At 53.5% G+C, this 25,363-nt stretch carries 24 protein-coding genes and 1 pseudogene; 14 read left to right on the top strand and 11 right to left on the bottom strand.

Annotation, left to right across the window (positions count from 1 at the left end; genetic code table 11):
- Window positions 1-184 precede the first annotated feature (184 nt).
- The 9 genes from ACYJL1_RS24770 (at window position 185) to ACYJL1_RS24730 (ending at window position 8,855) form a co-directional block, all read left to right on the top strand.
- Window positions 185-532 (top strand): NIPSNAP family protein, encoded by a 348-nt coding sequence (locus ACYJL1_RS24770; protein WP_460899741.1) that lies wholly within the window; start codon window positions 185-187, stop codon window positions 530-532.
- Between the two features lie 174 nt (window positions 533-706).
- Window positions 707-997 (top strand): DUF1236 domain-containing protein, encoded by a 291-nt coding sequence (locus tag ACYJL1_RS24765; protein ID WP_460899740.1) that lies wholly within the window; start codon window positions 707-709, stop codon window positions 995-997.
- Window positions 998-1,511: 514 nt separating this feature from the next.
- Window positions 1,512-2,063: a cytochrome c oxidase assembly protein gene (locus ACYJL1_RS24760; RefSeq protein WP_460899739.1), complete on the top strand. Its 552-nt coding sequence runs from the start codon at window positions 1,512-1,514 to the stop codon at window positions 2,061-2,063.
- Entirely contained in the window at window positions 2,056-3,180 is a 1,125-nt protein-coding gene (locus ACYJL1_RS24755; protein WP_460899738.1) for a c-type cytochrome, read from the top strand. Before ACYJL1_RS24760 ends, ACYJL1_RS24755 begins: the two co-directional genes overlap by 8 nt.
- A 2-nt stretch (window positions 3,181-3,182) precedes the next feature.
- The gene (locus ACYJL1_RS24750) at window positions 3,183-4,181 is read left to right on the top strand and encodes a cytochrome c oxidase subunit II (protein ID WP_460900000.1); all 999 of its coding nucleotides are present in this window, start codon (window positions 3,183-3,185) and stop codon (window positions 4,179-4,181) included.
- 5 nt (window positions 4,182-4,186) lie between these two features.
- Window positions 4,187-5,251 carry a sodium:calcium antiporter gene (locus tag ACYJL1_RS24745; protein ID WP_460899737.1) on the top strand — a complete coding sequence of 355 codons (1,065 nt, stop codon included), beginning with the start codon at window positions 4,187-4,189 and terminating at the stop codon, window positions 5,249-5,251.
- Between the two features lie 2 nt (window positions 5,252-5,253).
- Complete coding sequence (ctaD, locus tag ACYJL1_RS24740; RefSeq protein WP_460899999.1) at window positions 5,254-7,776, top strand: cytochrome c oxidase subunit I; 2,523 nt, start codon at window positions 5,254-5,256, stop codon at window positions 7,774-7,776.
- A gap of 8 nt (window positions 7,777-7,784) precedes the next feature.
- Window positions 7,785-8,171: a hypothetical protein gene (locus ACYJL1_RS24735; protein WP_460899736.1), complete on the top strand. Its 387-nt coding sequence runs from the start codon at window positions 7,785-7,787 to the stop codon at window positions 8,169-8,171.
- A 375-nt stretch (window positions 8,172-8,546) separates the two neighbouring features.
- Window positions 8,547-8,855 carry a hypothetical protein gene (locus ACYJL1_RS24730; protein WP_460899735.1) on the top strand — a complete coding sequence of 103 codons (309 nt, stop codon included), beginning with the start codon at window positions 8,547-8,549 and terminating at the stop codon, window positions 8,853-8,855.
- A 4-nt stretch (window positions 8,856-8,859) separates the two neighbouring features.
- On the opposite strand, the gene ACYJL1_RS24725 is transcribed toward ACYJL1_RS24730, so the two are convergent.
- Window positions 8,860-9,930: an ROK family protein gene (locus tag ACYJL1_RS24725; RefSeq protein WP_460899734.1), complete on the bottom strand. Its 1,071-nt coding sequence runs from the start codon at window positions 9,928-9,930 to the stop codon at window positions 8,860-8,862.
- A 462-nt stretch (window positions 9,931-10,392) separates the two neighbouring features.
- Between ACYJL1_RS24725 and ACYJL1_RS24720 the strand changes: the two genes are divergently transcribed.
- Window positions 10,393-11,901, top strand: a complete 1,509-nt coding sequence (locus ACYJL1_RS24720; protein ID WP_460899733.1) for a phospholipase D-like domain-containing protein — start codon at window positions 10,393-10,395, stop codon at window positions 11,899-11,901.
- Here the strand turns inward: ACYJL1_RS24720 and ACYJL1_RS24715 are convergent.
- On the bottom strand, window positions 11,801-12,799 hold the full coding sequence (locus ACYJL1_RS24715; RefSeq protein ID WP_460899732.1) for a lysylphosphatidylglycerol synthase domain-containing protein: 999 nt from the start codon (window positions 12,797-12,799) through the stop codon (window positions 11,801-11,803). The genes ACYJL1_RS24720 and ACYJL1_RS24715 overlap by 101 nt on opposite strands.
- Window positions 12,800-12,891: 92 nt before the next feature.
- Here ACYJL1_RS24715 and ACYJL1_RS24710 point away from each other — a divergent pair, with 92 nt between their 5' ends.
- Window positions 12,892-13,599: an endonuclease/exonuclease/phosphatase family protein gene (locus ACYJL1_RS24710; RefSeq protein ID WP_460899998.1), complete on the top strand. Its 708-nt coding sequence runs from the start codon at window positions 12,892-12,894 to the stop codon at window positions 13,597-13,599.
- Window positions 13,600-13,607: 8 nt separating this feature from the next.
- Here the strand turns inward: ACYJL1_RS24710 and ACYJL1_RS24705 are convergent.
- Window positions 13,608-14,389 (bottom strand): annotated as a pseudogene (locus ACYJL1_RS24705) (protein-L-isoaspartate(D-aspartate) O-methyltransferase); the annotation flags it as partial.
- A gap of 32 nt (window positions 14,390-14,421) precedes the next feature.
- Between ACYJL1_RS24705 and ACYJL1_RS24700 the strand changes: the two are divergent.
- A complete protein-coding gene (locus ACYJL1_RS24700; protein ID WP_460899731.1) occupies window positions 14,422-15,003 on the top strand; it encodes a hypothetical protein in 582 nt (193 codons plus the stop codon).
- 406 nt (window positions 15,004-15,409) lie between these two features.
- Here ACYJL1_RS24700 and ACYJL1_RS24695 read toward each other — a convergent pair whose 3' ends face one another.
- Window positions 15,410-15,862, bottom strand: coding sequence for a hypothetical protein (locus ACYJL1_RS24695; protein WP_460899730.1), 453 nt, complete (start codon window positions 15,860-15,862; stop codon window positions 15,410-15,412).
- A gap of 387 nt (window positions 15,863-16,249) precedes the next feature.
- Here ACYJL1_RS24695 and ACYJL1_RS24690 point away from each other — a divergent pair, with 387 nt between their 5' ends.
- Window positions 16,250-16,555 (top strand): hypothetical protein, encoded by a 306-nt coding sequence (locus ACYJL1_RS24690; RefSeq protein ID WP_460899729.1) that lies wholly within the window; start codon window positions 16,250-16,252, stop codon window positions 16,553-16,555.
- 322 nt (window positions 16,556-16,877) lie between these two features.
- Here ACYJL1_RS24690 and ACYJL1_RS24685 read toward each other — a convergent pair whose 3' ends face one another.
- Window positions 16,878-17,141, bottom strand: coding sequence for a hypothetical protein (locus ACYJL1_RS24685; RefSeq protein ID WP_460899728.1), 264 nt, complete (start codon window positions 17,139-17,141; stop codon window positions 16,878-16,880).
- A 259-nt stretch (window positions 17,142-17,400) separates the two neighbouring features.
- On the opposite strand from ACYJL1_RS24685, the gene ACYJL1_RS24680 reads away from it, so the two are divergent.
- Window positions 17,401-17,673: an usg protein gene (locus ACYJL1_RS24680; protein WP_460899727.1), complete on the top strand. Its 273-nt coding sequence runs from the start codon at window positions 17,401-17,403 to the stop codon at window positions 17,671-17,673.
- Between the two features lie 334 nt (window positions 17,674-18,007).
- Here the strand turns inward: ACYJL1_RS24680 and ACYJL1_RS24675 are convergent, their stop codons facing one another.
- The 6 genes from ACYJL1_RS24675 to ACYJL1_RS24650 form a co-directional block, all read right to left on the bottom strand.
- On the bottom strand, window positions 18,008-19,120 hold the full coding sequence (locus ACYJL1_RS24675; protein WP_460899726.1) for an ABC transporter permease: 1,113 nt from the start codon (window positions 19,118-19,120) through the stop codon (window positions 18,008-18,010).
- Window position 19,121: 1 nt separating this feature from the next.
- Window positions 19,122-20,282: an ABC transporter permease gene (locus tag ACYJL1_RS24670; protein WP_460899725.1), complete on the bottom strand. Its 1,161-nt coding sequence runs from the start codon at window positions 20,280-20,282 to the stop codon at window positions 19,122-19,124.
- The gene (locus tag ACYJL1_RS24665; protein ID WP_460899724.1) at window positions 20,279-22,036 is read right to left on the bottom strand and encodes an ATP-binding cassette domain-containing protein; all 1,758 of its coding nucleotides are present in this window, start codon (window positions 22,034-22,036) and stop codon (window positions 20,279-20,281) included. The genes ACYJL1_RS24670 and ACYJL1_RS24665 overlap by 4 nt, the downstream gene beginning before the upstream one ends.
- Complete coding sequence (gene hlyD, locus ACYJL1_RS24660) at window positions 22,033-23,052, bottom strand: secretion protein HlyD (RefSeq protein ID WP_460899723.1); 1,020 nt, start codon at window positions 23,050-23,052, stop codon at window positions 22,033-22,035. Before hlyD ends, ACYJL1_RS24665 begins: the two co-directional genes overlap by 4 nt.
- Window positions 23,049-23,729 (bottom strand): CerR family C-terminal domain-containing protein, encoded by a 681-nt coding sequence (locus ACYJL1_RS24655; protein ID WP_460899722.1) that lies wholly within the window; start codon window positions 23,727-23,729, stop codon window positions 23,049-23,051. Before ACYJL1_RS24655 ends, hlyD begins: the two co-directional genes overlap by 4 nt.
- A 95-nt stretch (window positions 23,730-23,824) precedes the next feature.
- Entirely contained in the window at window positions 23,825-24,781 is a 957-nt protein-coding gene (locus tag ACYJL1_RS24650; RefSeq protein ID WP_460896073.1) for an IS481 family transposase, read from the bottom strand.
- Window positions 24,782-25,363: the final 582 nt, after the last annotated feature.

Raw genomic sequence — 25,363 nt, 5'->3', positions numbered from 1 at the left:
AGTCCGCTGCATAAACAAAGCCTTACGCTTCCTCACTCGCCCCGTTGCCGGTCAACCCTGCCGCTCAACGTGTTGATGCCACCCGGCTTTCGGTCATCCAGATTGTTGTCTCGATGAATCTCATTGAATATAGGTTGTCGTCGTAACGGTTATGATCATCGTTATCTTAAGGGAGCGATTTGCCATGATTACATGCGTTGTCAATTATGAGATTGATCCGAAAAAGATTGCAGAGTTCGAACGCTTTGCCGCAGCATGGATTTGCCTTGTGAATGAGCATGGCGGCACACATCACGGATATTTTCTTCCGTCGGAGGGAGCAAGCGACAAAGCACTTGCGTTGTTCAGCTTTGAAAGCTTTGCAGCTTATGAACAATTTCGCGCGCTGTTTGGAATCGATCCGCGGTTCATCGAAGCAGATCAAATCAGAGATGAAAGCGGCTGCGTGATACGATACGAACGCTCGTTCATGCGCCCATTTTTTGGCGTCGGGCATCGATGCGTTGGAGGATCGGGGGCTGCCCCGAGATGATGTTCCAATAACATTTGTGATCGACGACAATGAATTATAACATCCCATACTATCGGGGGTGTTTTCAACACGTAGGCCTACCCTATCGGCCACCTCTCCAGGTTAAAACTTTCATGGAACCTTACGTCATCTGAACTGTTTTCAGCCCGAAGGGCGTTTGAAAGGAGGAAGACCATGAAACGCATAATTGTTGTGACAATCTCTGCTCTGCTATTGAGTACAAGTCCGTTGCTCGCACAAGACGCCGTCATCGTCGAAGTGCCACAAACTACACGCGACTACGTGGTTGCCCATCCAACAGATCCAGTTGTCCTTGAAGAAGATCTAACCATGGGAACAGTAGTCTCCGAAGACATTGAACTTGTACCTATTCCCGATACGCCGGAGTACAGTTATGTATATGTCGATAAAAAACCAATAATTGTTTCCACTAAAGATCGCAAAGTAGTGTACGTAGCTGAATAATTCACAGGCGCCTATGCGAGATCATGGGCGCATTTCTATGGCAGGCTGAAAAGTGATATATGACTGGTTGCCTTTTCCCAGTATAGATCCATCGCCGGGAAGCGAACCGATCTGTGTCGTGTGGCACGCGTCACGCAACCCGGAACAGAGTTTGGCGGCGCGTTTGGATCGTGCTGTGGTGAACCAGTTTAGCTGGATATTGTGCACTGGATTCTCGCTCGGCTTTGCCACCGGTCGCACACAGTAACCCTCACATTGCTTTTGCTGGCGTCCAGATAACTGGGCATATGGGCAAGTCTCATTTAGCGGCACATTGATTTGTTGCCTGATGAAAGCCTATAGCCCCGCCTAGTTTCGCTCGACAGACTGATGTTGATGGATTGCACCGCCGCGACGGTTGCCATAATGGGAACAATTCAACCCTTCGTTCGTTCGACCAGATAATCAGCCGTCAGAGGTGCAATACACTTTTGGTATCTGGAGCCCTCTCTTGGGGTGGTAAACGGGGGAAATCATGGGTCCTATTACTGACCATATGGCACTCCATATCGTCACGATGAATTTCATGGCACCTGGCTTGGCCCTGTTGGTTGTCTGCTATCACGGAAAAATGGGCTCCGCAGCGCGGTTTTTAGCTATCGCTACAATCGTGCAAGTCGTGGCAATATGGGCTCTGCACACGCCGGTTGTCCTCAATTTTGCTTTTTCAGACCACGCACTTCATCTGTTCATGCAGTTGAGTTTATTCGTTCTGGCTTTGTGGTTCTGGCTTGCGGTGTTTGCAACAACTGGTAACGAAAGATGGAAGCCTGTCGTCGCCCTGCTTCTAACTTCCAAGCTTTTTTGCCTGCTGGGTATACTTCTATTATTCTCTCCACGGCCCCTATATACTTCCTCTCATCACGCGGTCTTGCTTACCGCGTCTCTGCAAGATCAGCAAATGGCGGGTTTGCTGATGTTGATTGCCTGTTCTTTGACTTATGTTCTCGCCGGTATCGTCGTCTCCGGCAGGTGGTTGTTTTCTGTTGACGGCGAAGACCGTGCATCAGGTGTTCGGCATGCCTAGCCACTGGATAAGAACAGCGCGTGTTCTAGGTGTCACTGGCGCTTTAATAGTCGTTGCTGGCGGCCTGTTTATCTGGTCCGGCATCTACAATGTGGCTGCTTCTGCAGATCATCTGGGTGTTACAACATGGCTGCTGGAAAAGGTGCGCGATCAGTCAGTCGCCACACAAAGTAGATCAGTCAAAGTACCACCCACGTTTGATAACGCGATGGTTCTCCTAGGTGCTGCCCATTATGAGGGCGGGTGTGTACCCTGTCACAACCGTCCAGGTGCGCCTGTCAACGCAGTCGTTGCCGGAATGTTGCCCGCTCCACCCGATCTCGCAGGCGCGGCACCACACAGACCTCCGGCGGAACTCTTCTGGATTGTTAAGCACGGGCTCAAATATACCGGCATGCCCGCTTGGCCGAGCATTCAGCGCGATGATGAGATTTGGGCTTTGGTGGCCTTCTTAAACTCCTTACCAATCTCCGACAAAGAATATTCCGTTCAGGCAGGATTGAGTCGGCTATCAGAAAGGCGAGAAGGCGGGCGCAACGCAGATACAGTGGCACTAACCCAATGTTCACGCTGTCACGATAGTGAAGGATTTCTAACAAACGGTAGTCGCATCCCCCGCCTCGCGGGTTTGCCACACGATTATATTGCTAGAACGCTTCATGAGTATGCCCGCGCAATCCGCCCGAGCGGGATTATGCAACCGGTTGCCGAATTGCTTGATGACCGTGAAATCGAGCAGATCGCTGCATATTATGCAGCCTTGCCTTCGCCTGGGGCTCGATCTGCACAAGCGGACGAGCGCGAACAAATGCACCGTGGAGCCGAACTGGCAAAAAAGGGTGCTGCCAGCCAGGACTTGCCCGCCTGTCAAAGTTGCCATTCGCCAGAAGGAACGGGACGAATTCCGCCACTTGCCGGACAGCATGCAGATTACCTCGAGCTTCAACTTGATCTGTTCAGAAAGGGCGAGCGAAACAAGTCCCCCTATGGCCGGGTCATGACCACCGTTGCGCGAAGAATGACTGATCAGCAGATTGCCGACGTGTCGCGCTATTTTTCATCTCTGGAACGGCAAGGGCGAAGCGAGACGAACGCAACCGAGAAAGGGCCGTCATGACCCTGAGACTAGCGGTATGGATGTTGCTGTCGTCAGGTGGGACACTCATGCTCGGCGGGTGCGCGGGAGTTCAGTCGGCGCTTGATCCTGCCGGCGCCGAGGCACATCGTATCGCATCGCTTTCGTGGCTACTTATTGTTGGCTGTAGTGTAGTTCTTCTAGTTGTCTGCGCACTGACCGCCCTTGCACTGTTCGGAAGTGCGCGATGGCGCCAACGCCTATCGGGCGAAAGTCTGGTGATTGCAGGAGGAGTGATTTTCCCCCTCGTCGTACTGACTGCATTGCTTGCTCTGGGGTTTTATCTGATGACCAGCGGCAAGAGTTCAATTCTCTCTTTGACGGGACGCTTGCGCGTGGAGGTTGTTGGCGAGCAGTGGTGGTGGCGCGTCACTTATATTGATGCCGAGGGGCGGCGAACCGAAAGTGCAAACGAAATCCGCCTGCCGGTCGGACAGCCGGTCGAGATACATCTGACATCTTCCGATGTAATTCATAGCTTTTGGGTGCCGCGCCTGGCTGGCAAACTCGATATGATTCCCGGGCGCACCAATGTGCAGACGCTGGAGGTTACGGCGCCCGGCTTCAGCAGAGGACAGTGCGCTGAGTATTGCGGCGGAGCCCATGCGCTCATGTCATTTTATGTCGTCGGGATGACAGAGCCTGAATTCAGTTCCTGGCTTGCCAAAGAGGCCGCCGAGAGCCACGCACCGACCACAAGAGCGGCTGTCGAAGGCCACGAGCTTTTTCTCGCGTCTGGTTGCGGTGGGTGTCATTCAGTACGCGGCACGTCAGCCGATGGCACTATCGGGCCCGATCTGACCCATGTTGGAAGTCGTCATTCGCTGGCTGCTGCGACTTTGAAGAACGATGTAGAGGATTTCGCGCGTTGGATTCAGGACAGTCATCACATCAAGCCTGAAAACTTGATGCCGTCTTATGACGGCTTCTTCTCACAGGAAGAAACGAACCGGCTGGCCTCCTATCTCGAACAACTAAGGTGATGTTGATGTTTGACTTTTCTGCCTTGGGTCTTTGGTTGAATCTGGCGCTGTTCAGCGTTGCAGCTGCCTGTGTTTGGTTTGCTGGTGTGAGGATCACGCGCTATGCAAATGTCATCAGCCAAAAGACCGGGCTCGGGCAAGCTCTGATCGGTTTGCTGCTTCTTGGTGGTGTTACTTCACTGCCGGAACTCGCAGTTTCACTCACGGCCTCGTTCAGCGGAAAAGCGGACTTGGCGGTGAACAGCATCCTTGGAGGAATTGCTATGCAGGTAGCGATTCTTGCTGTTGCGGATGCGCTCACCGGCAAGCGTGCTCTGACGTCGATTGTTCCGGATCCCGTGGTTATTTTTCAGGGCTCCCTAAAGATACTTCTTTTATCGATCGTTTCGGCGGCTCTCATCGTTGGTGACTACCCCGTCCTCAACGCCGGCATCTGGATGTGGCTGCTGGCGCTGGTAACCAGTTTTTGCCTCTGGGCGTTGTCCAAGGTCCAGGGCGACGTTCCTTGGATTCCCGCCGAACGCCATCTCAGAGACAAGGAACAGCAGCGGGCAAAATTGATGGCTGGGAAAGATGGGGAGAAATCGCTCCGCTGGGCGGCGTGCCGGGCCAGTATTGCCGGAGCGGTAATCGTCATCGCCGGTTATGTTCTTGCTCGAACCGGTGATGAGATCGCCCAGGCAAGCGGCCTTGGCCAAAGCTTTATCGGCGCGGTTTTGGTGGCAATTGCGACATCGTTGCCGGAGCTTAGCACTGTACTCAGCGCTGCACGGGCCGGCCTTTACACGATGGCCATGTCAGATATCTTCGGCACCAATCTGTTTGATCTGTCGTTTTTGTTTCTGATCGATATCAGCGAAGGCAGCCAAGCAGTCATGAACGGTGCGGGCCGCTTCGAATCGCTGGCCGCCATGATCGGCATAACCGTGACGGCGATTTTTCTGGCAGGCCTGTCGGAAAGACGAGATCGCACGATCTTGGGCGTAGGATATGATTCCTTCGCAGTGACAATTGTCTACCTCGCGGGGCTTGTTGGCCTTTTCTTTTTGCGTCAGGCAGGAGGGGCGTGATGGTGAAGCTTCCCAATCCCGGCCGCCGGCCAGAAGGCGAAATCGCAGAACTTGAACGTATATGGGCCACTCCCAAGGGATGGCGAATGTTCACGGCAGTCAACAATACCGTCATTGGCCTGCTTTACATTGGTGTTGCTTTTCTCTTTTTTCTGATGGCAGGTGTTCTGGCGCTTCTTATGCGCACACAACTTGCCGTCGGCGATAACGATTTTATCGGCCAGAATCTCTACAACCAGCTTTTCACGGTCCACGGAACAACGATGATGTTTCTGTTTGCTGTGCCTGCCGTCGAGGCACTAGGGGTTATGCTGCTTCCGCAAATGCTTGCCGCCCGCGATCTGCCGTTTCCCCGGTTGAGCGCTTTCGCCATCTGGGCATATGTCGTCGGCGGTCTCGTCTTCTTCTCGACGATTTTTTATGACCTGGCACCGAAAGGAGGCTGGTTCATGTATCCTCCCTTGACGCTTATGAAGTACTCGCCAGGGGACAATGCAGACTTCTGGCTTCTGGGGATCGGTTTTATCGAGATATCGGCAATCGCTGGAGCTATCGAGATAGTCGTCGGGGCGCTGAGAACCCGACCACCCGGAATGACGCTCGCCAAGATGCCTGTCTTCGTCTGGTCCATGCTCATATTCGCAAGCATGATCATGTTCGCGTTTCCTGCTGTCATCCTCGCCACGATGATGTTGGAAATCGAGAGGGCGTTCGGTTGGCCGTTCTTCAGCGCGACAGGGGGCGGAGACCCGGTTCTGTGGCAGCATCTGTTCTGGTTTTTCGGACACCCCGAAGTCTATATCATATTTCTCCCCGCAGCCGGCCTTGTCTCCATGATGGTGCCGACGATGGCACGCACGCCGTTGGTGGGATATCCGCTGATTGTAGTTGCTTTGATCGGGACCGGTTTCTTTAGCTTCGGACTTTGGGTGCACCACATGTTCACAACAGGCATACCTGCTCTAAGCCTGGCATTCTTTTCCGCGGCAAGTATGGTCGTTGCCATTCCATCTGGTATTCAGGTTTTCTCCTGGATCGCAACAATCGCGGCGGGGCATCGACGCTATCGGATTACCACCCCTTCTCTTTTCATTCTCGGATTTTTGTTCATCTTTACCCTCGGCGGGCTCACGGGAATAATGGTGGCGATGGTTCCGTTCGATTTCCAGGCACATGATACCTATTTCGTGGTAGCGCATTTTCACTATGTCCTAATTGGCGGCATGGTGTTTCCCCTATTCGCTACGTTTTACTATTGGGCTCCCATGGTAAGTCGAAAGATGTTGTCCGAGCGTATCGGCCGCTGGGTCTTCACGCTGATGTTCATCGGCTTTAATGTCACCTTCCTGCCAATGCATGTGACGGGTTTGCGCGGCATGCCCAGGCGGGTATGGACCTATCCCGGGAATATCGGCTGGGACACGCTCAACACCGTCTCGACGATCGGATCTTACGTGATGGCCGTCGGCGTCCTGCTCTTCGTCATCGATCTGTTTCGCAACTTCCGTATCGGAAAAGGCGGGCCGCAGAACCCCTGGGGCGCCGGGACGCTCGAATGGCTGCCCGGTGGTGTCTATTCGGCCCGCAGCATTCCCCACGTCACCAGCCTGGATCCGTTGTGGGACCAACCGGGGTTGGCGCACCAGGTGACAGCCGGACATCATTATTTGCCTAATGCCCCTACAGGAGGACGCGAAACCATCGTGACCTCTCCTATCACAGCGCAACCACAATACGTCATCCGGATGCCAGGACCAAGCTGGTGGCCCTTTCTTGCAGCAATTTTCACGGCAGCATTCTTTCTACTCCTGACAGTAAAGGCGGTTGTCATTGCCTCCATCTGTGGCATTCTGGCAGTGGCGTTTTGCCTGCTTTGGGCGTGGGAGCTGGATCTGGGTCCCTCGAAGGGCGACATCGAGATCGGAAACGGGATCAAGGTACCCACCTATATGTCCGGCTCGACATCACATTCCTGGTGGGCAATGATCGTCCTGATGTTCGTTGCGGGCTCACTCTATCTCGCCTACATTTTTTCCTACCTTTATCTGTGGCTTGTTTCGCCGGACGTATGGCCATCGACAGATGGTCTGGAAATTCCGTCGCTTGCTTGGCCTTCTGCCTCGGCCAGTTTTCTGGTGGCAGGCACGGCCGTTTTATGGTCAGCGAACCGCCGCTTGGCATCACTTGCGACACGTCGTTTCGTCCTGCCACTCATATTGCTGGCATCGCTTTTTATACTTTTTGCTGCAATCGGTTTGGAACTGCTGGGGCACTATCGCAGCGGCCTTCGGCCTGGCGACAATAGCTATGGAGCGTTGGTATATCTGGCAGCGGTCCTGTTTGGGCAGCTCGTGCTGGCTTTGTTTGTCATGGGTTTGTTTACGATCGCTCGCCATATTGCCGGACGCTTGGATTCAGTGCGCAGGGTCACCTTTGACAACTACAGGCTGCTTTACTACTACGCCGCCGCGCAGTCACTTGCAGGACTGCTTCTCGTTCACGGTTTTCCCAGGATGATCGGCTGAAAATGGCGATGAGTAAGGGTAAGAAAGAAAACTCGATAACAAGTGCAGTGCTTGTCCTGCTGATCGGCCCTCTGCTGTGGGCCGTACATTTCACATTGGTTTATGGATATCAATCCGCATTCTGTGCCATCAGCAATCAAGGTAATGGTGAAGGCTCCTCCACTGCCGTTGTTGTCGCTATTGTGGTCATGACGGCCTGTGCCGCTTTTGGATTAGCCGCCGCGCTTTATTGGCCTGTAACTCTTACCCGCTGGCTGCGCTATCATCCACGCAGTAAGGCAACTTGGTTGTTCTCCGTCAGAGTAACGAGGCTTCTGATTTTGATTTCGCTCGCCGGGGTTCTTTGGGGAGGAGCGGCTGCCCTCGTAATCGATACCTGTGCTCATTTTCGCTGAGACCGTTGTAACGCGCGAAGAGATCACCGCGAGTAATGCCGTGCCAAGACGAGAACTCGTGGGCGAACCTCCACATGTGGTCTGTACATTGTCGATTAATGAGCCTCCGACCGGACGCGATCGCGACTGCAGATCCCGTTTATGCGCCGACCTATCGCTGCCTCAATGCCATCAAGCATGAGCCGGAGGTCAGATCCGAATAATTCCAGCATTAGGGAGCAGTGACTTTGGTTAAGGTATGGTGGCTGGATGACATCGCGGGTTCCAAAAATGGTTTACGCGGCCCAGCACGCTGTTTTGGCGAGTTCAAAGTAATGAGCTCAGATTTGGAACAATGGAGTGCCTCATTCGTTATTTTGTGAAGCGGAGAACTGGATGCCCACATTAACTTTGAATCACGCACAACTCCAATTGCTCAAAAGTCTATATACCGACGCAGCCTTGCGTCTCGACGACAGCGACGATCATGAGCACATTCGAGCCCTCAAACTATTGCCCAAAATTCGCCAGATGACTCCTGACCATCCTGTCGAGTTCAATCATTCCGAATTTGAAAGCATAGCCATGGTCGCAGATGTGACATTGGGCTGGCATCTTGCCGGAACGCCGACGGCTCTGTCTCCCGAAGAAGTTGCACTTGGCCAAGAAATTCAGGCCAAGCTCCTTCAGGCAAACAGAACCTGATTCGTCATGGATTGCGCGTGAATCTGGCATTGCCAAGGCCGGTTCCGATCGTGAGGATACCCCAGCGATGAACATCTCCCATTAACGGAACTTGAGAAAGTCCCTGAACGACGGCATCATTATGGATCACTACGAAAGTGTCCTTGCCCTGGATCGATGGGATTGAGCTGGTGATTTCATGGGCCAGATTGAAAGACTTGCTCTCCCAGTCGCCCGGCAAATTCTGACCTCCTGCGGCAATAGAACCATCGCTTTCAATGATCCCGGGGCAGGCAATTCCGATTATGGGAGCCACCCTGATGTCGGCTTCTTTTGCATCTTCCAAAAGATTTTTGATCATCTTGGCCAAACGCTTTGTAGCTTTGCTTCTTGACGGCACCTCGTCGCCATGACGCCACAAATCCATCTTCCAAACCTTTGCTTTAGAGACGAGGGTGCCTTTCTTTTTGGTCTCCCATGCGACTATTCCCGCCCGGATATTGGTACCTCCTATGTCTACACCGACGATCGCGTCATGGCCCTTTAGCACCCATGCAGGCACAAGGTGAACGGCGCCGATCAGTCCTGCCTCATCTGCCGGATATTCAATCGGAACAAGATCAATTTCAGTCCCCAGTGAATTCAAGCGCAACATTGCCTCCGCGATGGCAAGTCGTCCGGCGGCACTTTCGCTGAGACCACCTCCGACGGCAATCCGCTCGGTTTTCGCCCAATTTTTTTCCTTCAAAAAGCGATCAATAACGTCAGACAAGTCGGCTGCAAAGTCATGGATTGCCGACCAGACAATGGCCTGAGCCAGTTCATCCTCGCCCTCGAGTATCTTTTCTATACCCGTTTTGGAGATGTCGGAACTGGCCTTGTGCAAGTGCTTTTCGGCTGTATGCCCATCAATCTGCTTGCGCCAATGGGCCACTTTTTCCAAGAATGCGGCCTTGTTTGCATTGTCTCCTATAAACCCGTCTTTGTCGCTAATTCTGAGATTATAACTGTCGACCTGGACCGAGGATAATATGCGTGCGCCATGCTCAAAGGGTATATTGGGATGCTGACGCTTGTTGCGATTACGCTTCGGCATTCGGTGCTCCGTTGTATGAATATGATGCCTGAACGTTGACCTAGTGCAGTAGGTTCCAGCGACAGACTTCGCTGCCCCGCAACTGCTGGCTGCATCTTTGAGTCAAAAGCTGGTCTTCCAGCCCATGCATTTCGATCATAATCTTGGTGGTTATACACCTCACCATTAGTTCGGATTGCTTGTCTTGAGCCTGCGAGCAGCACTTGGAATATTAATGCCTGTCAGCTCGAAGGCTTTGCGCGATATTACCCATCCGAGTTGCTCCTAGAAATGTTGGACATCTCTCGGTTTCATGAGCAGACTGTCGTAAATGGGGCCCAGACACCTTTACGACCGCACGGCCGAAATTGAAACCGAGATGATCTGGTGTTCTGCCTCAAGAGACATTGAAGCCGGATTTAAACTGGAACCAATAGGCAAAACGGGAGTTGGAGCAATAGTCGAAACCAAGGAAGTGTGTGATTGACATCGTCCGTTGAATATGGCGCGCTTCGCCAATCATCTACTCTGACACAGGCAAGTTCCATTACCAAAATAGGAATCAATGCTTGGTGTAAAGCTCATTCTCGGCGTGTTGCAATTATTGTAGATGCTGCGGACTATTATCGTTATCTCGAAGAAGCGTTCAAAAGTGCACAAAAATCAATCCTGATAGCAGGATGGGACTTCAACGGCCGGATCATGTTGCGACCTGATCGCCGTGGTCCGGAAGAGCTCGGGCGCTTGTTGCTTCGCCTCGTGGAGGCCAAGTCCACCCTCGTCATTCACATCCTCATATGGGCAAGTGGACCAATCTATTCCGGCAGACAAATGCGTTTTTTTACCCGCGAACCATGGGCTCAACATCCCCGTATAAAGCTATGCTATGACAGTCGGCATCCTTGGCGCGGCAGCCATCATCAAAAGATTGTCTGCATTGATGATTCTCTCGCATTTTCAGGAGGTATTGACTTAACGATCCGCCGCTGGGACACCTCTCGTCACTTGGTCCACGATGTCAGACGCAAGGATCCGGACGGTAAGCCGTACGATGCTGTTCATGATGTGCAAATTGCCGTCGACCACGAAGCTGCCAAGTCTCTGGCCGATCTCGTACGTGCGCGATGGTCAGCCTGCAATGCCTCCCGCATTGCAGCGCTCGAAACGACTGAAGACCTATGGCCGGAAAGCTTGAAGCCCGACCTGCGCGATACTTTTGTCTCGATCGCGCGGACAATGCCGGGCACGCTGTTTACTCGCGGGGTCCGCGAAATCGAAAGTTTGAATGAAGCGGCATTAAAATCGGCCAGACATCTTATCTACATCGAAACGCAATATCTTACCTGCCGCAAAATCGGAGCGTTGCTTGCCAGGAAATTGGCTGACCCCAACGGGCCGGAAATCACAATTGTTGTTCCAAAAGAAAGCCACGGACACCTCGAACGCATTTACATGGGCGGCAATCGAGACCGGCTTGTTCGCCGCCTGCAACAGGCAGACATATTCAAACGGTTACGTGTCGTCTATCCTGCGGTACAGGATCCTGAAACCCTCGCCTCCGTGCCCGTTTTTGTTCACTCGAAAGTCTTGGTCGTTGACGATGTGTTCTTACGAATTGGCTCGTCCAATTTCAACAATCGCTCGCGAGGCATGGACAGCGAATGCGACGTGGCTCTTGAAACGAACTCATCGTCCGAAAGCGAAGCGATTTCGCGGATGCGCAATTCGCTAATTGGTGAGCATCTGGGCCTGTCGCCACTGGCGGTGAATGATCACATCCGTAGATGCGGATCTATTATTACACTGATTGACGCGAAAATTGAAAAAGGGCAGCGTTGGTTGACCCCGCTGTGCATAGACCAAAAGAATGGGACGAGAACTCCGATCCCCCTCACCTCGTTGTTCGACCCCGCAACACCGTTTCGTCCGCTTCGATATATTCTGAAGCTTGCGCGCGCTTTTCGATCCCGGACTTCAATGCGCGATTTTTGAAAGAGCGCTCTGCAGCAGCAAACAACAAGAGACCAAATGGCAGAGGCAGGAAAAAATAGATGACGCGAAAAGCAATTACGGCTCCGATTGTTGCTGCTTGTGGTAACAAAAATTGCGTGGTTGCCTCCAGCACTCCCAGCCCTCCCGGCACGTGACTGGCTATTGCCGCTCCGTTGGCGATTGCATAGACTGTTGATACATCCCAATAACTGACGTCCTGGAACGCCAGAATAAGTTGATGGAGACTGGCCGCTATAAGCGAAAAATTCAAAGTTCCCAAGACGATCTGAGTGATAGCCAGACGCATAGTGGGTAATTCAAATTGCCAACGCCAGATCATCACAGGACGGCGAAGCTTTGCACATAGAAAAACAAATATCACCAGTGATGCCGCAATTGTAAGTCCGACTGCCATAATCCATCTGTGAGCTATGCCAGTAATTTCGACGGCAGAAAGAGGACTCGCGAGCATAGAAACTGCACATAAGGTCAGAAGGCCCAGGGCGACCGTTAATCCTGAAAAAAGAACAACCTTGGCAACGTCCTGGGCGTCCAATCCCCAACGCGAATAAAAGCGGTAGCGAATTGCTCCGCTGCTGAGAGCCGAAAGCCCGATATTATGGCCAATTGAAAGGCTGACAAAGGATGTCAATGCGACGCGCGCATAAGGCAGTGGCTTTCGAGCGTATCTCAGTCCCAGTGCGTCGAAACCTGTGAGGCAGGCGTAACTCGTCGCTGCAAATCCGACCGCTGGGATCAAGTGTTGGAATGGAATGCCGCCGAGTGACTGGACAATTTCATCTAGACTGTACCGATTGATGCTGCGATAAATCAAAAACAACGATAGCAATATCGCCACGGTCACGGACAGTTTTACAACACGTTTGCGCCAAGTCATCAATTATCGCTCTGCCACTGTTCACATTTCTCGACCTAGATGGAACGGAAGTCGGACAGGTAGGTTCCTTCTCCAACAAGTGGGAGCAGCAAATCAGAATCCTAACGTATAACGTACACAGTTGTATTGGTTCTGACGGCCAAGCTTCGCCTTCGCGCATTGCAGAAGTAATCGCAGCTTGCCGCCCCGACGTGGTAGCACTTCAGGAACTTGACGTGGGGCGAAGGCGCACCGGAGGCATAGATCAGTCACATGCGATTGCTGTTCATCTCGGTATGAAGCTATTTTTCAATCCAACAATCACGGTTGCCGAGGAACAGTACGGAGATGCCATCTTGACGACAATGGACATGCGCCTTGTGAAAGCGGGCGCTCTGCCATCAATTGGTGAAACCAGGGGAGCAATCTGGGTCCAAATTGAAAACCAGGGAACCTGCTTTAATGTCGTCAATACGCATTTGGGTTTGTCTCGCAAGGACCGATCACTACAAGTTGCGGCTTTGCTTGGACCGACGTGGTTGGGTAATCCAGACTGCAAGTCTCCCAGAATTCTTCTCGGTGACTTCAATGCCATACCTTCATCCTTGGCTTACAAGCAAATCACACGGGAGTTCGCAGATGTCTGGGTGGAAGGAGGATTTCGCCCGAAGAACACATTTCCATCCCGTCTCCCCCTGCTACGCATAGACCACATCTTTACCGATAGGCGGCTTGGCGTGTCAGAGGTGACTGTCGGTGGCATCAAGACTGCAAAAATGGCATCCGATCATCTGCCGCTTGTTGTCAAATTCGACCGTTGATAATTCAGCAAAATCGTCCGCGTGATCGCAGCGCGAGCGCGATGGAATTCGGAAGTGCAGTGAGTGGATTCGCCAATCAAACACGATACGCCGATTACTAAAGCGATCAACTGAGCACTCCCATCGTTAGCGCCCCATCAGTCTCGGTCCACCCCTGCTCTCCGACGAGCGGAACGAACATCACGCCTCCAAGATCGTCTTCCTCAAATCCTGTTTCGCTCACGCGCGTGATCTTGACGAGGCGCTGATCGCGCGTTTCGCCACCGAGTGGAATAACAAGGTGGCCGCCAATACGGAGTTGTTCTTTCAGGTCTTTCGGTACGCTCGGACCGCTTGCCGCAACGATTATTGCATCGAATGGAGCCGCTTCCGGCCAGCCCTTGGTTCCATTACCAATTCTGAACTCAATATTGTTGTAACCAAGCGTTTTGATCCGCTTTCTAGCGGCGGTGCCCAACTCTGTATGACGCTCTATTGTATGAACACGTGCAGCAATGCGGCTCATGACCGCGGCGGCATAACCAGAACCAGCACCGATCTCGAGCACCCTGTCCCCTGCCGCGACTTCGGCAGCGTCAATCATCAACGCAACGATATAGGGTTGCGAGATTGTCTGATTGGCCGCAATCGGCAGCGGATTATCCTCATAGGCGAATTCCTCAAAACCTGGATCAACAAACTTTTCACGCGGCACATGGCGCATTGCATCCAACACGTTGCGGTTGTGAATCCCGCGGCGTTCGATATGCACGTCTACCATGCGGTTGCGGGCGCGGGGCATGTCAAGCATAGTATCTCACGGTGCCTCCAATCACGACATTTGTGGGAAACGATCCAAACAGCGGCGGGTTTCTTGTTCCAACAACACAATCAATAGTCGATGCTGTTTACCAGATCGTGCCTCAAGTCACTTTATCGGTAGCGGAACGAAAAACGGAGACGGTCGTTGATTCGATAAAACTGGAACCGTTATTCATGTTCAAGTTGAGGCAAACCAATCTCTCGGAACTTGTGCCTTTTTTTGCACGGAACATTCGTCCGGCTTCAGCCGCAGGTAAAAAAGTTCCTTATTGGGAGATGGAAAAAGGTCTTTGGTTCAGCGGTGAAAGTTACTACCGAAGTTTAATTTCTGACGACTGCGTAATGGTTTTTCCGGATCCGACTGGTGTTTTGGTGGGAGAGGAAATCACTTCATCCATGTCAGAAGCCCCACGCTGGAATGCAGTGACAATGCTGCAACCGAGAATCACGCAAGTGACAAAACAGTTTGTTTTGCTGACCTATAAGGCAGAAGCTCACCGCGACTCGAACTTCCATTATCGCGCCTATTGTAGTTCTGCCTACGCACAAAAAGACTCTCAATGGCTCCTTGTGTATCACCAACATACCCCTGCGACTGTCTGAGCGCTTGCATAGAAGGCGATGCCGCCGGCTTATTAGCGCGGCAACTCCATGCTAAACGGACAGAAACCTTGCTGGCGTAGCGGCACGTCTCAATATTATCCAATGCTGTGGCACCCCTGCAGTGATCCTATTTCGGTTGTCTCAACACCGGTTTCCAGCTCAAAGGAACCGAACTAATGGAAGCAGGCCAATAGTTAGAAGTCCGACCGGAACAAGACGGTGTCCGGCCAGACCATTGCAGCGTCGATGTGCGATGTAGAGCTCGTCGTGGGTCGTCACAAGCTTCTTCCAGTCATCCCTACCGAAAATCCCACGCCGTTCCAATCAAATAGCAGAACCCTCAGTCGACCATTGATGCCGTTAAAGTTGAAGATTGCGTTTTTTTAATCGCTCCAGCGGTCGACGTTTATGTCTGTGTGGGGCGAATGTTGTCGACGGCAACATGGCCGTCTATCACACCACGCCTTAAATCGGTTCTGTCTGTCTCAACTTCGATAACTGTATAAAGCTTATCATCGCGAAAGGCGCTCGCGTTAAAAGTAGTGACGTCATCCGCCGGTGCCGCATCAACTTCCATGAAATCCAGCTCACGTCCAGCAGCCACTATCCGGGCATCGCCGGTTGATCTCGCGGCAACCCCAATTTCACCTTGATACGGTGAATTATCCCATCGTGGATCATCCGGCGATACCGTTGGGACGAGCTTATAAACGTGAAGTGTCTCTCCTTCCCCTACCCTACTTGACGATCGTATTTCCGCATCGGCGATCTGCGCTTGGCTTTCAACTGATCGACCCAAAAAAGACGAACTGCCTCGATTGTAAGCAGAGTTACCGTTGGATTTATCGTTGTCTGACATGATAGTCTCCCTTAGAGACAGACGTAACGGGTACTACCCCTAAACGTTCCCGCTGTGGAACGGCGCCCCCCATGAAAATTCGAACGCAGCCATCTTACATTCAAAAATGAGGTGCCCATGCTTTGGATCGACTACTGGCTATATGCTGCAGCCCTCATGGGCATGATAGCTCTCGGCTGGTTTATCTATAGGGGCAAAGACTAACTTAGCGAAGCGCGATCGTATTCTGCCCAAACTGGAAGCTCCCTAAGCCCGTGCAAATTGACCAGCACCTCAACGTCTTGAAGGATGGCTTGACTTCATCGGATTTCATCATTGTCAGTTTCTATGGATCAATCTGGTTGATCAAGCGTTGCGTGTGAAAGACTATAGCTACAGGAGAGTGCCATGAATGCCGCCAATCTGCAGATTGAGGGTCTATGTCTTGCCATAGCGTCGATCAATCGCTTGCTTGTATCCAAAGGTGTCGTTAGCCAAGTTGAGATTGATAATGCATTGGAAAAGGCAGAAGCCACTGCCCGCGGAGACGACCGATTTATAGAGGACCTTTCGCCAGCCAATCGCGATGCCGTCTGTTTTCCAGTACGCGTGCTTCAGATCGCCAACGACACAGGTGCAGAAATTCCTTGGTCCTTCTCGCAATTAGCCAAATTGGTGGCAGAAACCAAAGATCCCTATAATGATCAGCTCTAACGGACATTGTGCCGGGAATGGACGAAACTGGTCATCCAAAGCGGTCGCCGACGCCTTTGATATAGCCCGCAGTTTTACTCCTGGGCAGGACCACTTCAACGACTCAGTTAGTTATCTTGACAGTCACACGCTGCCAAGATTGTTCTTGAATTGCTAATTCGCTGCGCCTTTCGGGTCGTTCAGCATGTTGGGTGTGGCTACCTTGATATTTTCTCTGAAGAAACTGGTATTGCATGAATGACCTATCCTCGTGAGTAGCAACTGGACCGCAGACCTTAATGTTTATGGGCCGCAGTCGTTTGGCGATTGCGACGGATTATCATCAGTCACGGCTGATAAACTTATTGAAACGGCTTTTTTCCCCATCTTCTGTCTTGTCCTGATAAAGAAAGGAAAGTTTATTGCTGTCGAATACCCGAAAAAAATCCTCCCACTCAATTTTCTCAAGTTCATCATCGGGCTCACCGAAATCAATGCGCAAAATGCCACCATCTCCTTTTGTTCTGATAATGGCAGGCTGGCCACCGCGGGTTTCCACCCAGTTACGGATTTCATCGTGATTGATGGTACTCTTTGAATTGCTCATCGAGATCTCCTCTGCTCATGTCTGATGCAGAAATAACTCCAGCAGGCTAAAGCTGGTTCCACCACAAGCTCGTGTCGGCGCCGAGTTGCTTTCAGGAAATGCAAGCTTCAATATCCGGGGAGCAAAAATTAGCACTCGCCTCGCGCTGCTGCCAACATATTGGAAAGGCACAATAATTTCTGTAATGACAATGGATTGTCTGTTGATTTTCACGCAAAGATGCGTCACCCTGATGACCGTTAAGGAACGGAGATGAAGCATGCAGAATTCATCAGAATTGGAGCGCCAGCTCAGTGGTTACGGCCTGACTACAGCGCATATTCTTTATCGCATTCCGGATTTCAAATTCATCCTGCAGACTTATATTTGGCAGGATTATGATCTTGCACCGGACTTCCTGGAGATGAGAAAGTTTCTCGACTTCTGGCAAAACACGCTTGATGGCCCGATTCACTCGGTTCGATATACTCACAAGCGCCTTATCGGCGCCAATGAGTGGCGACAGGTCAACGGCGAAATCACCATCCACTGACTTACAAGCTTGAGTGGCTCTTCAACGCGCCGTCACAAGACAATGGCTCCCCGAGTAATTCTCAACTGATATGAGATCATATGCGGCGATGTTTATCTCGAGATAGTATTGCCGGAAATGCTTGCCTGACTTGGTTCTGAGAACAATCCGACTGCCCTCGTTGAAGACTAAACAGCGAAAACCGTCCCATTGAAGTTTATATTGCAAACTGGCACCTCTGGCAGCTGTCCGTGCGCCCCCTAGGCGGATTTCTAGCGGCAAGCCAAATTGGCCTCCCGCTGTCAATCATGCGGTCACATGGCCGCATGAAGGCTCTAATGGCACGTATTCATTCTCACTCCAGTCGCCGCCGGAACAGCCATGAGGCGGCAGTGAGTGTGGTAATGGCGATCAGTGCTAGAGGGATGGTGTTGGCCAAGACCTCGCTGGCGGGCAGGTCGCGCAAGAACACGCCTTTGACGATAACGAGAAAATAGCGCAGCGGATTGACGAACGTCACCGGTTGGAGCCAGGCAGGCATGTTTTCTATCGGCGTTGCGAAACCGGATAAAAGCATCGCCGGAACCATAAACAGGAATGCACCGAGGATTGCCTGCTGTTGCGTCATCGACAAAGCGGAGATGAATAGACCGATCCCAACTACCGCCGCCAGATAAACGACCGCACTACCATACAGCAGGAGCAGCGAACCTCTGAGCGGCACACTGAAGATGAAAACGGCGGCCAGGATATAGATCGTCATATGAAACAGGCCGATGATCATCGGCGGCGTCAGCTTGCCAATGAGTATCTCGTGGGTGCGAAGCGGTGAAACCATCAACTGGTCGAATGTTCCAAGCTCCCGTTCGCGCGCGATCGACAGTGCGGTTACGATGAGTCCGATCAAGAGTGCTATGCTGGCGATCAGGTTGGGGACCATGAACCATTGGAAGATCAGGTTTTGATTGAACCAGTTGCGTGGAATAACCTCGATCTCGGTCAATGCAGCGCTCCTACCGGCAGGCGTATCGGCGGCAATGCCCGAAACGATCTGGTTGAGATAACCAGCAACGAGCTGCGACGCGTTCGACCGGCGACCATCGAGAATGATTTGGATCTCGGCCGGACGTCTTGCCTCTATATCGCGTGAAAAGGACTGCCCGATCTGCACGGCGGCTATCACCTGCTGTCGGTCGATGGCGTCACGCACGGTGGCCGGATCCTGCGCATAGAGGATCGTGCGGAACGTCGGCGCACCGTCTATCCGATGCACCAGTTCCTGTCCCCAGGTCCCGCCGTCGCGGTTGAGTATCATGATATCGACGTTCTTCACTTCAAGAGTGGCGGCGTAGGAAAAGACGACGAGCTGGATGATCGGTGGTCCGATCAGGATGAGCCGGCTCTTGGGATCGCGTAATACGGCCAGCAGTTCCTTGACGATCAGAGCCTTGATCCGGATCCACCACATTTCAGCCAATCCTCTTGCGGGTGCTACGGGCGGCAAGGGCGAAGAATACTGCGCCGATAATAAGCATGGCAGCGATGGCATTCAAAAACATCGGCCAAATGTCACCAGCCAGGAATACCGTCTGCAAGCTTGGAATGAGATAGCGCGCAGCAACGATCGTGGTCAGCCACTGGATCACCTGTGGCATCGAATTGATCTCGAACAAGAAGCCGGAAAGCAAAAAGGCTGGCAGGAAGGCCGAGATCAGCGCCAGTTGCGAGGCCAGGAATTGGTTCTTTGTGGCAGCGGAAATAAGCAGGCCCTGACCGAGAGCAGGCACCAGGAATGTTGCCGATAGGGCATAAAGTGCCAGAATTGAGCCTCTGAACGGCACGCCAAACAAAAAGATGGCGAGAAGGACGCAGAGCGTCATCGAGGCGAGCCCCAAAACAAAATATGGCAAAATCTTTCCCGCCAGAAGCTCCGCCGCGGTTACGGGCGTGGCCATAATTGCTTCCATCGTCCCGCGCTCCCATTCGCGCGCAACAACGAGTGATGTGAGAAGCGTTCCGACCAGCGTCATCACGATGGCAATGGAGCCCGGCACCAGGAAATAGCGGCTGGTGAGCTGCGGATTGAACCAGAAACGCTGTTCCACGTCGATAGCAGGCGGATGCGCCGCGACCTGGGCGCTGTGCAGCGCCGCCCAGGTTGCCACAACGCCCTGCGCATAGTTCTGCACGAAGCTTGCCGTGTTCGGATCGGAGCCGTCGACGATCACCTGGATTTTCGGCGCGGCACCCTCGGCATAATCGGAAGCGAATGTCGCGGAGATCACCACGATGCCCCTCACCTCGCCAACGATAAGACTCTCCTGAAACTCCCGCCTGTCGCGACCATTCACAACGTCAAAATAGCGGGAAGCCTGGAAACTTGCGGCCAGATCTCTGGTAATAGGTGTGGGTTCCTCCACCACGAGTCCGATGCGGGTGCGGGTGGCATCGAGCGAGACCCCATACCCAAAGAGGAAGAGCAGGATCAGCGGCAGTACGAAAGCAATGAGGATACTGCTCGGATCGCGGATGAGCTGATAAGTCTCCTTTCGCACCAGAGCGACAAACCGGCGGACACGGTCAAGACGCGGGGTATGATCAGGGTCTTGACCAAGCTTGTAGGTATTCATGCTACAATGCCTTCTGCTTCGGATTCTTGCACCAATGCAATGAACGCATCTTCCATTGTCGGGTCGGGATTGTCCTTCCCGGCGACGCGTGCCTTCAGTTCATCAGGAGAGCCGAGCGCGATGGAACGACCGCGATAGATCAGTGAGATGCGATCGCAGTATTCCGCCTCCTCCATGAAATGAGTGGTAACCAGCACGGTCACACCCTTTTCGACCAATCCGTTGATATGCGTCCAAAATTCACGCCGCATGATGGGATCGACACCAGAGGTCGGTTCATCAAGGAAAAGCGCTTCGGGCTCATGCATAGCCGCGCAGGCAAGCGCCAGGCGCTGCTTGATACCGAGCGGCAGATCCTTCGCAGACATGTCGGCATGCTGCGCGAAATCGAATATCTCCGTCATCAGCGCAATACGCTCCCGCTTGCGCCTGCCGCTCAACCCATAGACACCGGCAAAGAAGGCGAGGTTCTGGGCAATACTCAGATCACCATAGAGCGAGAATTTCTGGGCCATATAACCGAGATGATTGCGTGCCTCGCCCGTGTCGCGACCCAGATCGATGCCAGCGACACGGCCCTCGCCTCCCGTTGGCCGCAGCAGTCCACAGAGCATCTTGAAGGTGGTGGACTTGCCAGCCCCGTTGGGCCCGAGCAATCCGAATATCTGTCCGCGTGGGATTTGAAACGAGATGTCGGCGGCAGCGGTGAAATCGCCAAAGCGCTTGGTGAGGCCATGTGCCACGATGACTGGATAGCCCCCGTCAGATGCCAGGGTCGAGGCAGCTTCCGCCAATTTGGACCTGCCGCCCGGTCCGCCGCCAAGCATATCAACAAATGCGTCTTCGAAACGAGGTGTTGCAGGCTCCAGGCGCCCCCTCGAGCCGATCTTCTTCTCGATAGCAGATTTGACTCCGGGAGCCAGCACCAGTCGGATCGCTTCCCCCTGAATGACCCCGTCCACCACACCATCTTGGTTGAGCATCTCGGCAAGAAGAGGACGGCGCCGTTCCACCATGCCGGTTAGCTTGAACACCCTGCCCTTCACCCGGCTGGTCAGTTGCGAGGGCGGGCCGGTAAAGAGCAACTTGCCCTGATTGAGAAGGAAGACACTGTCGCAAGCCGCCGCCTCGTCCAGATAGGCTGTCGACCACACCACGCCGATGCCTTCTCGTGTTAGATCCTCGACCATCCTCCAAAGGTCGCGACGCGAAATTGGATCGACGCCCACGCCCGGCTCATCAAGCAACAACAGGCGCGGCTTCTTGAGCAGCGCACAGGCAAGCCCGAGCTTCTGCTTCATTCCCCCGGACAGCTTTCCGGCAAGACGACTCCGAAATGGCTTGAGATCGGTGAAGGCCAGCAAGTCGCCATAAACGGCAGGTCGCTCCGCATTCGGCAAGCCCCTGAGATCGGCATAAAGATCAAGGTTCTCCTGTACGGAAAGGTCTTCGTAGAGGCCAAAACGCTGTGGCATATAACCGATCCCAGCCTGGATCGCGGCAGAGTTTCGCCGTGTGTCAAAACCCAGCACGTCGATGGTACCGGATTCAGGCAGCATGAGTCCGGTCATAAGCCGAAGAAGCGTCGTCTTGCCAGCGCCATCTGGTCCGACCAAACCCGTAATTTCGCCACTTCTGACTATTCCCTCAATCGCATCAAGGGCTGGAGGCGCATTTCCAAAGCGTTTGCTGACATTCGTCAGACGGATAACATCGACAGTTGCGTGTTCGGCAGGCGAGGACCGGGACTTCACGATTTGCCTCCGCCAGTGTCATTGAGCAGTCGCACTGTCACGGGCATACCCTGACGCAGTCCGGAGTCGGCGTTATCAATAATGATCCGCAGGCGGTAAACAAGATCGGTTCTCAGATCGGGCGTTTCGACGGATTTCGGGGTGAACTCAGCGACGGGAGAAACAAAGCCCACCTTTCCCCTGTAGGGTTTGTCAGGCGTCGTGTCGGAGATCACTTCCACAAGCATGCCGGGATGGATCCTGCCAAGGAACGGCTCCGAGATATAGGCACGCACCCAGACCGGCCTGGTCAGCGACACGACATAAACGATATCGCTTGGCGACACGATTGCACCCGGCTCACGCACCCGCGAGAGAATGACACCTCCCTCTGGTGCGCGAAGCTCGGTATCAGCAAGCGATGTCTCGGCAGAGGAAAGATCTGCCTCCGCCACTTGCAGATTGGCACGTGCCGCTGCGATATCTTCGGGCCGGCTGCCCTCCTGCAGCAAACGCAGCCCCTCAAGCACCGACTGAGATCGTGCCGAGGCCATATCTTTCAAGGCCTTCGCCTGATCAAGTCGAGCCTGTGAGATCGCGTCACCGGGCCTGAGCTGACGCGCCCGTTCGAAAGCCTGGCTGGCATTTTGCAGATCGGCACGGCTCTCGGTATACAAGGCTTCTGCCTGAGCAATCTCCGCGACGCGTGGACCGGCCTGGAGCTTTTCCAGCGTGGCATGCAAGCTCGCAACTTTGGCTCGCGCCGCGCGGACGGCATTCTCGGCAGGTGTTTCATCAAGGCGCGCGAGGACGTCACCGGTCTTGACGGCATCGCCTTCATCTACCCGCACTTCCCTGATCCGCCCTGCAATGCGGAAGCCGAGCTGGACTTGACGAATGTCGACATTGCCGTAGAGCGTCAGGCGGTTGTCCGGCTGCATATCCCAGCCAAGGCGTGATGGAATATCGAACCGCCAAGCTACCACGGTACCCGCAATGAGCAGCAGAACGATGATGGCAGCAAGCTTTTTGGTCACGCGTACTTACCTCCCGAGTTGATGGCGGCAACGAGCTCGCGTGCGAGTCCTCGCACTGTTTCGACCTCTTTAGGACCGATAGACTGCCACTCAAGCTGTGCCAGAACTGCCGCATGAGCCACCCGGAACACCATGACACTCCCCAGCAGCGCCAGCGTCCGCAGCCGTACGCGCTGCGAAACATGGGGCTCGTCCAGGAGAATGGCGACAAGCCGCGCCACAACTTCAAGCAACGGCTTCATGACACCGCCATAGATCCGCCTGAACGCTTCCGTTGGCTCCATCTGCTCGCGAATAAGGAAGCGGGCCCATGGCTCGGACTCCCGGCTGACGAACAGTGTCGCGATCACCTGCAAAATTTCCGTCAAATGGCTGCGCGCGTCATCCTCACCAAGGGGAATGCCCGTATCTTCCGCTTCGGCAAGCCGCGAGCGAGTGTCATTGCGCAAAGTCGACACATGAGCCGCAATGGCCGAGCCTATATGCTCTGCTGCAGCGATATAAAGCCCTTCTTTGCCACCGAAATAATAAGGGATCGCCTGTTGGTTCACGTCGGCCGCTTCGCTCAGCGTCCGCGTCGTCGCGCCATCGAAGCCGTAGCGACCGAACACATCAATCGCTACTGTTAGTAGCTTCTCGCGGGTTACGTCCCCGCGATCCTCTTTGGATTTGCGCATGTCATTGACCCTGTCTTCATCTGCAATTCTCGATTTTAATTCATTCAATTGATTTAGTCAACTTGCATGCTCATAGAGGTACAAAATGCCCGCCGCTAGCTGTGGAGCCTCAAGAGGTTGTCCCAGTTTAGACTGAGTCGACTGATGGGTGTTTGTGATTTTAGGCTGCCGTGCGGGCGATGCCAATTGTACATATGCGTCCACTGTGGGAGATGGGCTTTGCGGAGCTCTGACGAAGGATAGGCACGTGCATAGGCCCATTCTCGCAAGGCTGTCTGGATGAAGCGTTCGGCCTTGCCGTTGGTTTGGGGCGTATAGGGTTTGGTTCGGATATGCTTGAGACCGAGCGCCTTGCAGGCCTTTGCAAAGTCCTTGGCTTTGTAGCATGAGCCGTTGTCGGTCATGACGCGTGTGACGGTGACGCCGAGGTGCTTGTAGTAGGTGACCGCCGCCTTGAGAAAGGCAATGGCGCTGACGGCCTTCTCGTCGGGCAAGATATCTGTGAAGGCGATGCGGGAGGCGTCGTCGATGCAGACGTGAACGTATTCCCAGCCGACACCACGTGAGTTGCTCTGCCCTTTGCGGTCACCGGTGATGCGGTGACCGACCCGTTCGAAACGGCCTAGCCGCTTGATATCGAGATGGATCAGGCCACCTGGCTCACTATACTGGTAGCGCACCACCGGTTCGGCCGGTTCAATGTCCTTCATCCGCGAGAGCTTTGCGCGCCGCAGGATACGGCTGACGGTAGCGGGCGAGACGCCCGTTTCGAGAGCAATGTGCTTGCCAGTCAGGCGCTGGCGGCGAAGCGTGATGATGCGCTGCGCCAGCGCCTGATCTGTCTGCTGTGGACTGTTTTGCGGGCGCGACGAGCGATCGATCATCTGGGCACGCCCACCCTGTTCGAAGCGTTTGACCCAGCGCGACACGATCTTGAGCGAAACGGCATAAACGCGGCCGGCTTCTGCCTTGGTCAGCGCACCGCAAAGAACCGCGACAGCCATTTCCTCTCGACGCAACGGGGTCAGTCGGGCATTCTTATGAATGTTCATTCGGAGCGATCCTGGAAAACTGAGGTGTGGTAACTCCAGTCTCCTAAATCCGCTCCGAATGGACAACCTCCTGAAAGCTCACAGCTAGAGCGTAGATCTGCTGGCAAATCCTATTTGGATCAGCACTGCTTGCTGATCATTCAAGCCGAATGGGGTCCACGGAATCAAGGATGGATTGCAGACCAGTGCATCCCTACCGGACGGGCGCATTGACGAAATGCGTTTCTTTCACCATACCGTTAAGGGTGACTCTTGAGAGGCCAAGTCTGGCGGGAAGCGAGTTAGCATGATTCTGCTGGATTGAGAGAACTGCTGGTTGCCACCAGAAACACATAATTGCGCAACATTTCTTAACATTACAAAACCCACGAAAATACCAAATGAGATAACCCTGATTCAAGCTGGATATCCAAGGTCAGGTTGGCCCCGATTATCTGGTCGGTGATGCAGCAGAAGGCCCAATTGCACAAGATTCACACGTTGGCGCTGCTTATGCATGGCTATAAACTTTAGCCGTTCAGGGGGGCACAATTGTTCAATAATACGGCACCAAGGCTCTCGCGGAGACATGATTGGCTCTTA

This window comes from Phyllobacterium sp. K27 (assembly GCF_054796155.1).
Note: the sequence above shows the minus strand (reverse complement) of the source record. Positions and strands in the feature narration are given on the sequence as shown.

What these genes read in the sequence shown, in the direction of transcription:
- ACYJL1_RS24675 (WP_460899726.1), bottom strand. Translation starts at nt 19,120, where the DNA reads ATGTGGTGGATCCGGATCAAGGCTCTGATCGTCAAGGAACTGCTGGCC.
- ACYJL1_RS24680 (WP_460899727.1), top strand. Translation starts at nt 17,401, where the DNA reads ATGCAGAATTCATCAGAATTGGAGCGCCAGCTCAGTGGTTACGGCCTG.
- ACYJL1_RS24730 (WP_460899735.1), top strand. Translation starts at nt 8,547, where the DNA reads ATGCCCACATTAACTTTGAATCACGCACAACTCCAATTGCTCAAAAGT.
- ACYJL1_RS24655 (WP_460899722.1), bottom strand. Translation starts at nt 23,729, where the DNA reads ATGCGCAAATCCAAAGAGGATCGCGGGGACGTAACCCGCGAGAAGCTA.
- ACYJL1_RS24650 (WP_460896073.1), bottom strand. Translation starts at nt 24,781, where the DNA reads ATGAACATTCATAAGAATGCCCGACTGACCCCGTTGCGTCGAGAGGAA.
- ACYJL1_RS24765 (WP_460899740.1), top strand. Translation starts at nt 707, where the DNA reads ATGAAACGCATAATTGTTGTGACAATCTCTGCTCTGCTATTGAGTACA.
- ACYJL1_RS24745 (WP_460899737.1), top strand. Translation starts at nt 4,187, where the DNA reads ATGTTTGACTTTTCTGCCTTGGGTCTTTGGTTGAATCTGGCGCTGTTC.
- ACYJL1_RS24695 (WP_460899730.1), bottom strand. Translation starts at nt 15,862, where the DNA reads ATGTCAGACAACGATAAATCCAACGGTAACTCTGCTTACAATCGAGGC.
- ACYJL1_RS24725 (WP_460899734.1), bottom strand. Translation starts at nt 9,930, where the DNA reads ATGCCGAAGCGTAATCGCAACAAGCGTCAGCATCCCAATATACCCTTT.
- ACYJL1_RS24770 (WP_460899741.1), top strand. Translation starts at nt 185, where the DNA reads ATGATTACATGCGTTGTCAATTATGAGATTGATCCGAAAAAGATTGCA.
- ACYJL1_RS24735 (WP_460899736.1), top strand. Translation starts at nt 7,785, where the DNA reads ATGAGTAAGGGTAAGAAAGAAAACTCGATAACAAGTGCAGTGCTTGTC.
- ACYJL1_RS24715 (WP_460899732.1), bottom strand. Translation starts at nt 12,799, where the DNA reads ATGACTTGGCGCAAACGTGTTGTAAAACTGTCCGTGACCGTGGCGATA.
- ACYJL1_RS24690 (WP_460899729.1), top strand. Translation starts at nt 16,250, where the DNA reads ATGAATGCCGCCAATCTGCAGATTGAGGGTCTATGTCTTGCCATAGCG.
- ACYJL1_RS24685 (WP_460899728.1), bottom strand. Translation starts at nt 17,141, where the DNA reads ATGAGCAATTCAAAGAGTACCATCAATCACGATGAAATCCGTAACTGG.
- ACYJL1_RS24670 (WP_460899725.1), bottom strand. Translation starts at nt 20,282, where the DNA reads ATGAATACCTACAAGCTTGGTCAAGACCCTGATCATACCCCGCGTCTT.
- ACYJL1_RS24760 (WP_460899739.1), top strand. Translation starts at nt 1,512, where the DNA reads ATGGGTCCTATTACTGACCATATGGCACTCCATATCGTCACGATGAAT.
- ACYJL1_RS24755 (WP_460899738.1), top strand. Translation starts at nt 2,056, where the DNA reads ATGCCTAGCCACTGGATAAGAACAGCGCGTGTTCTAGGTGTCACTGGC.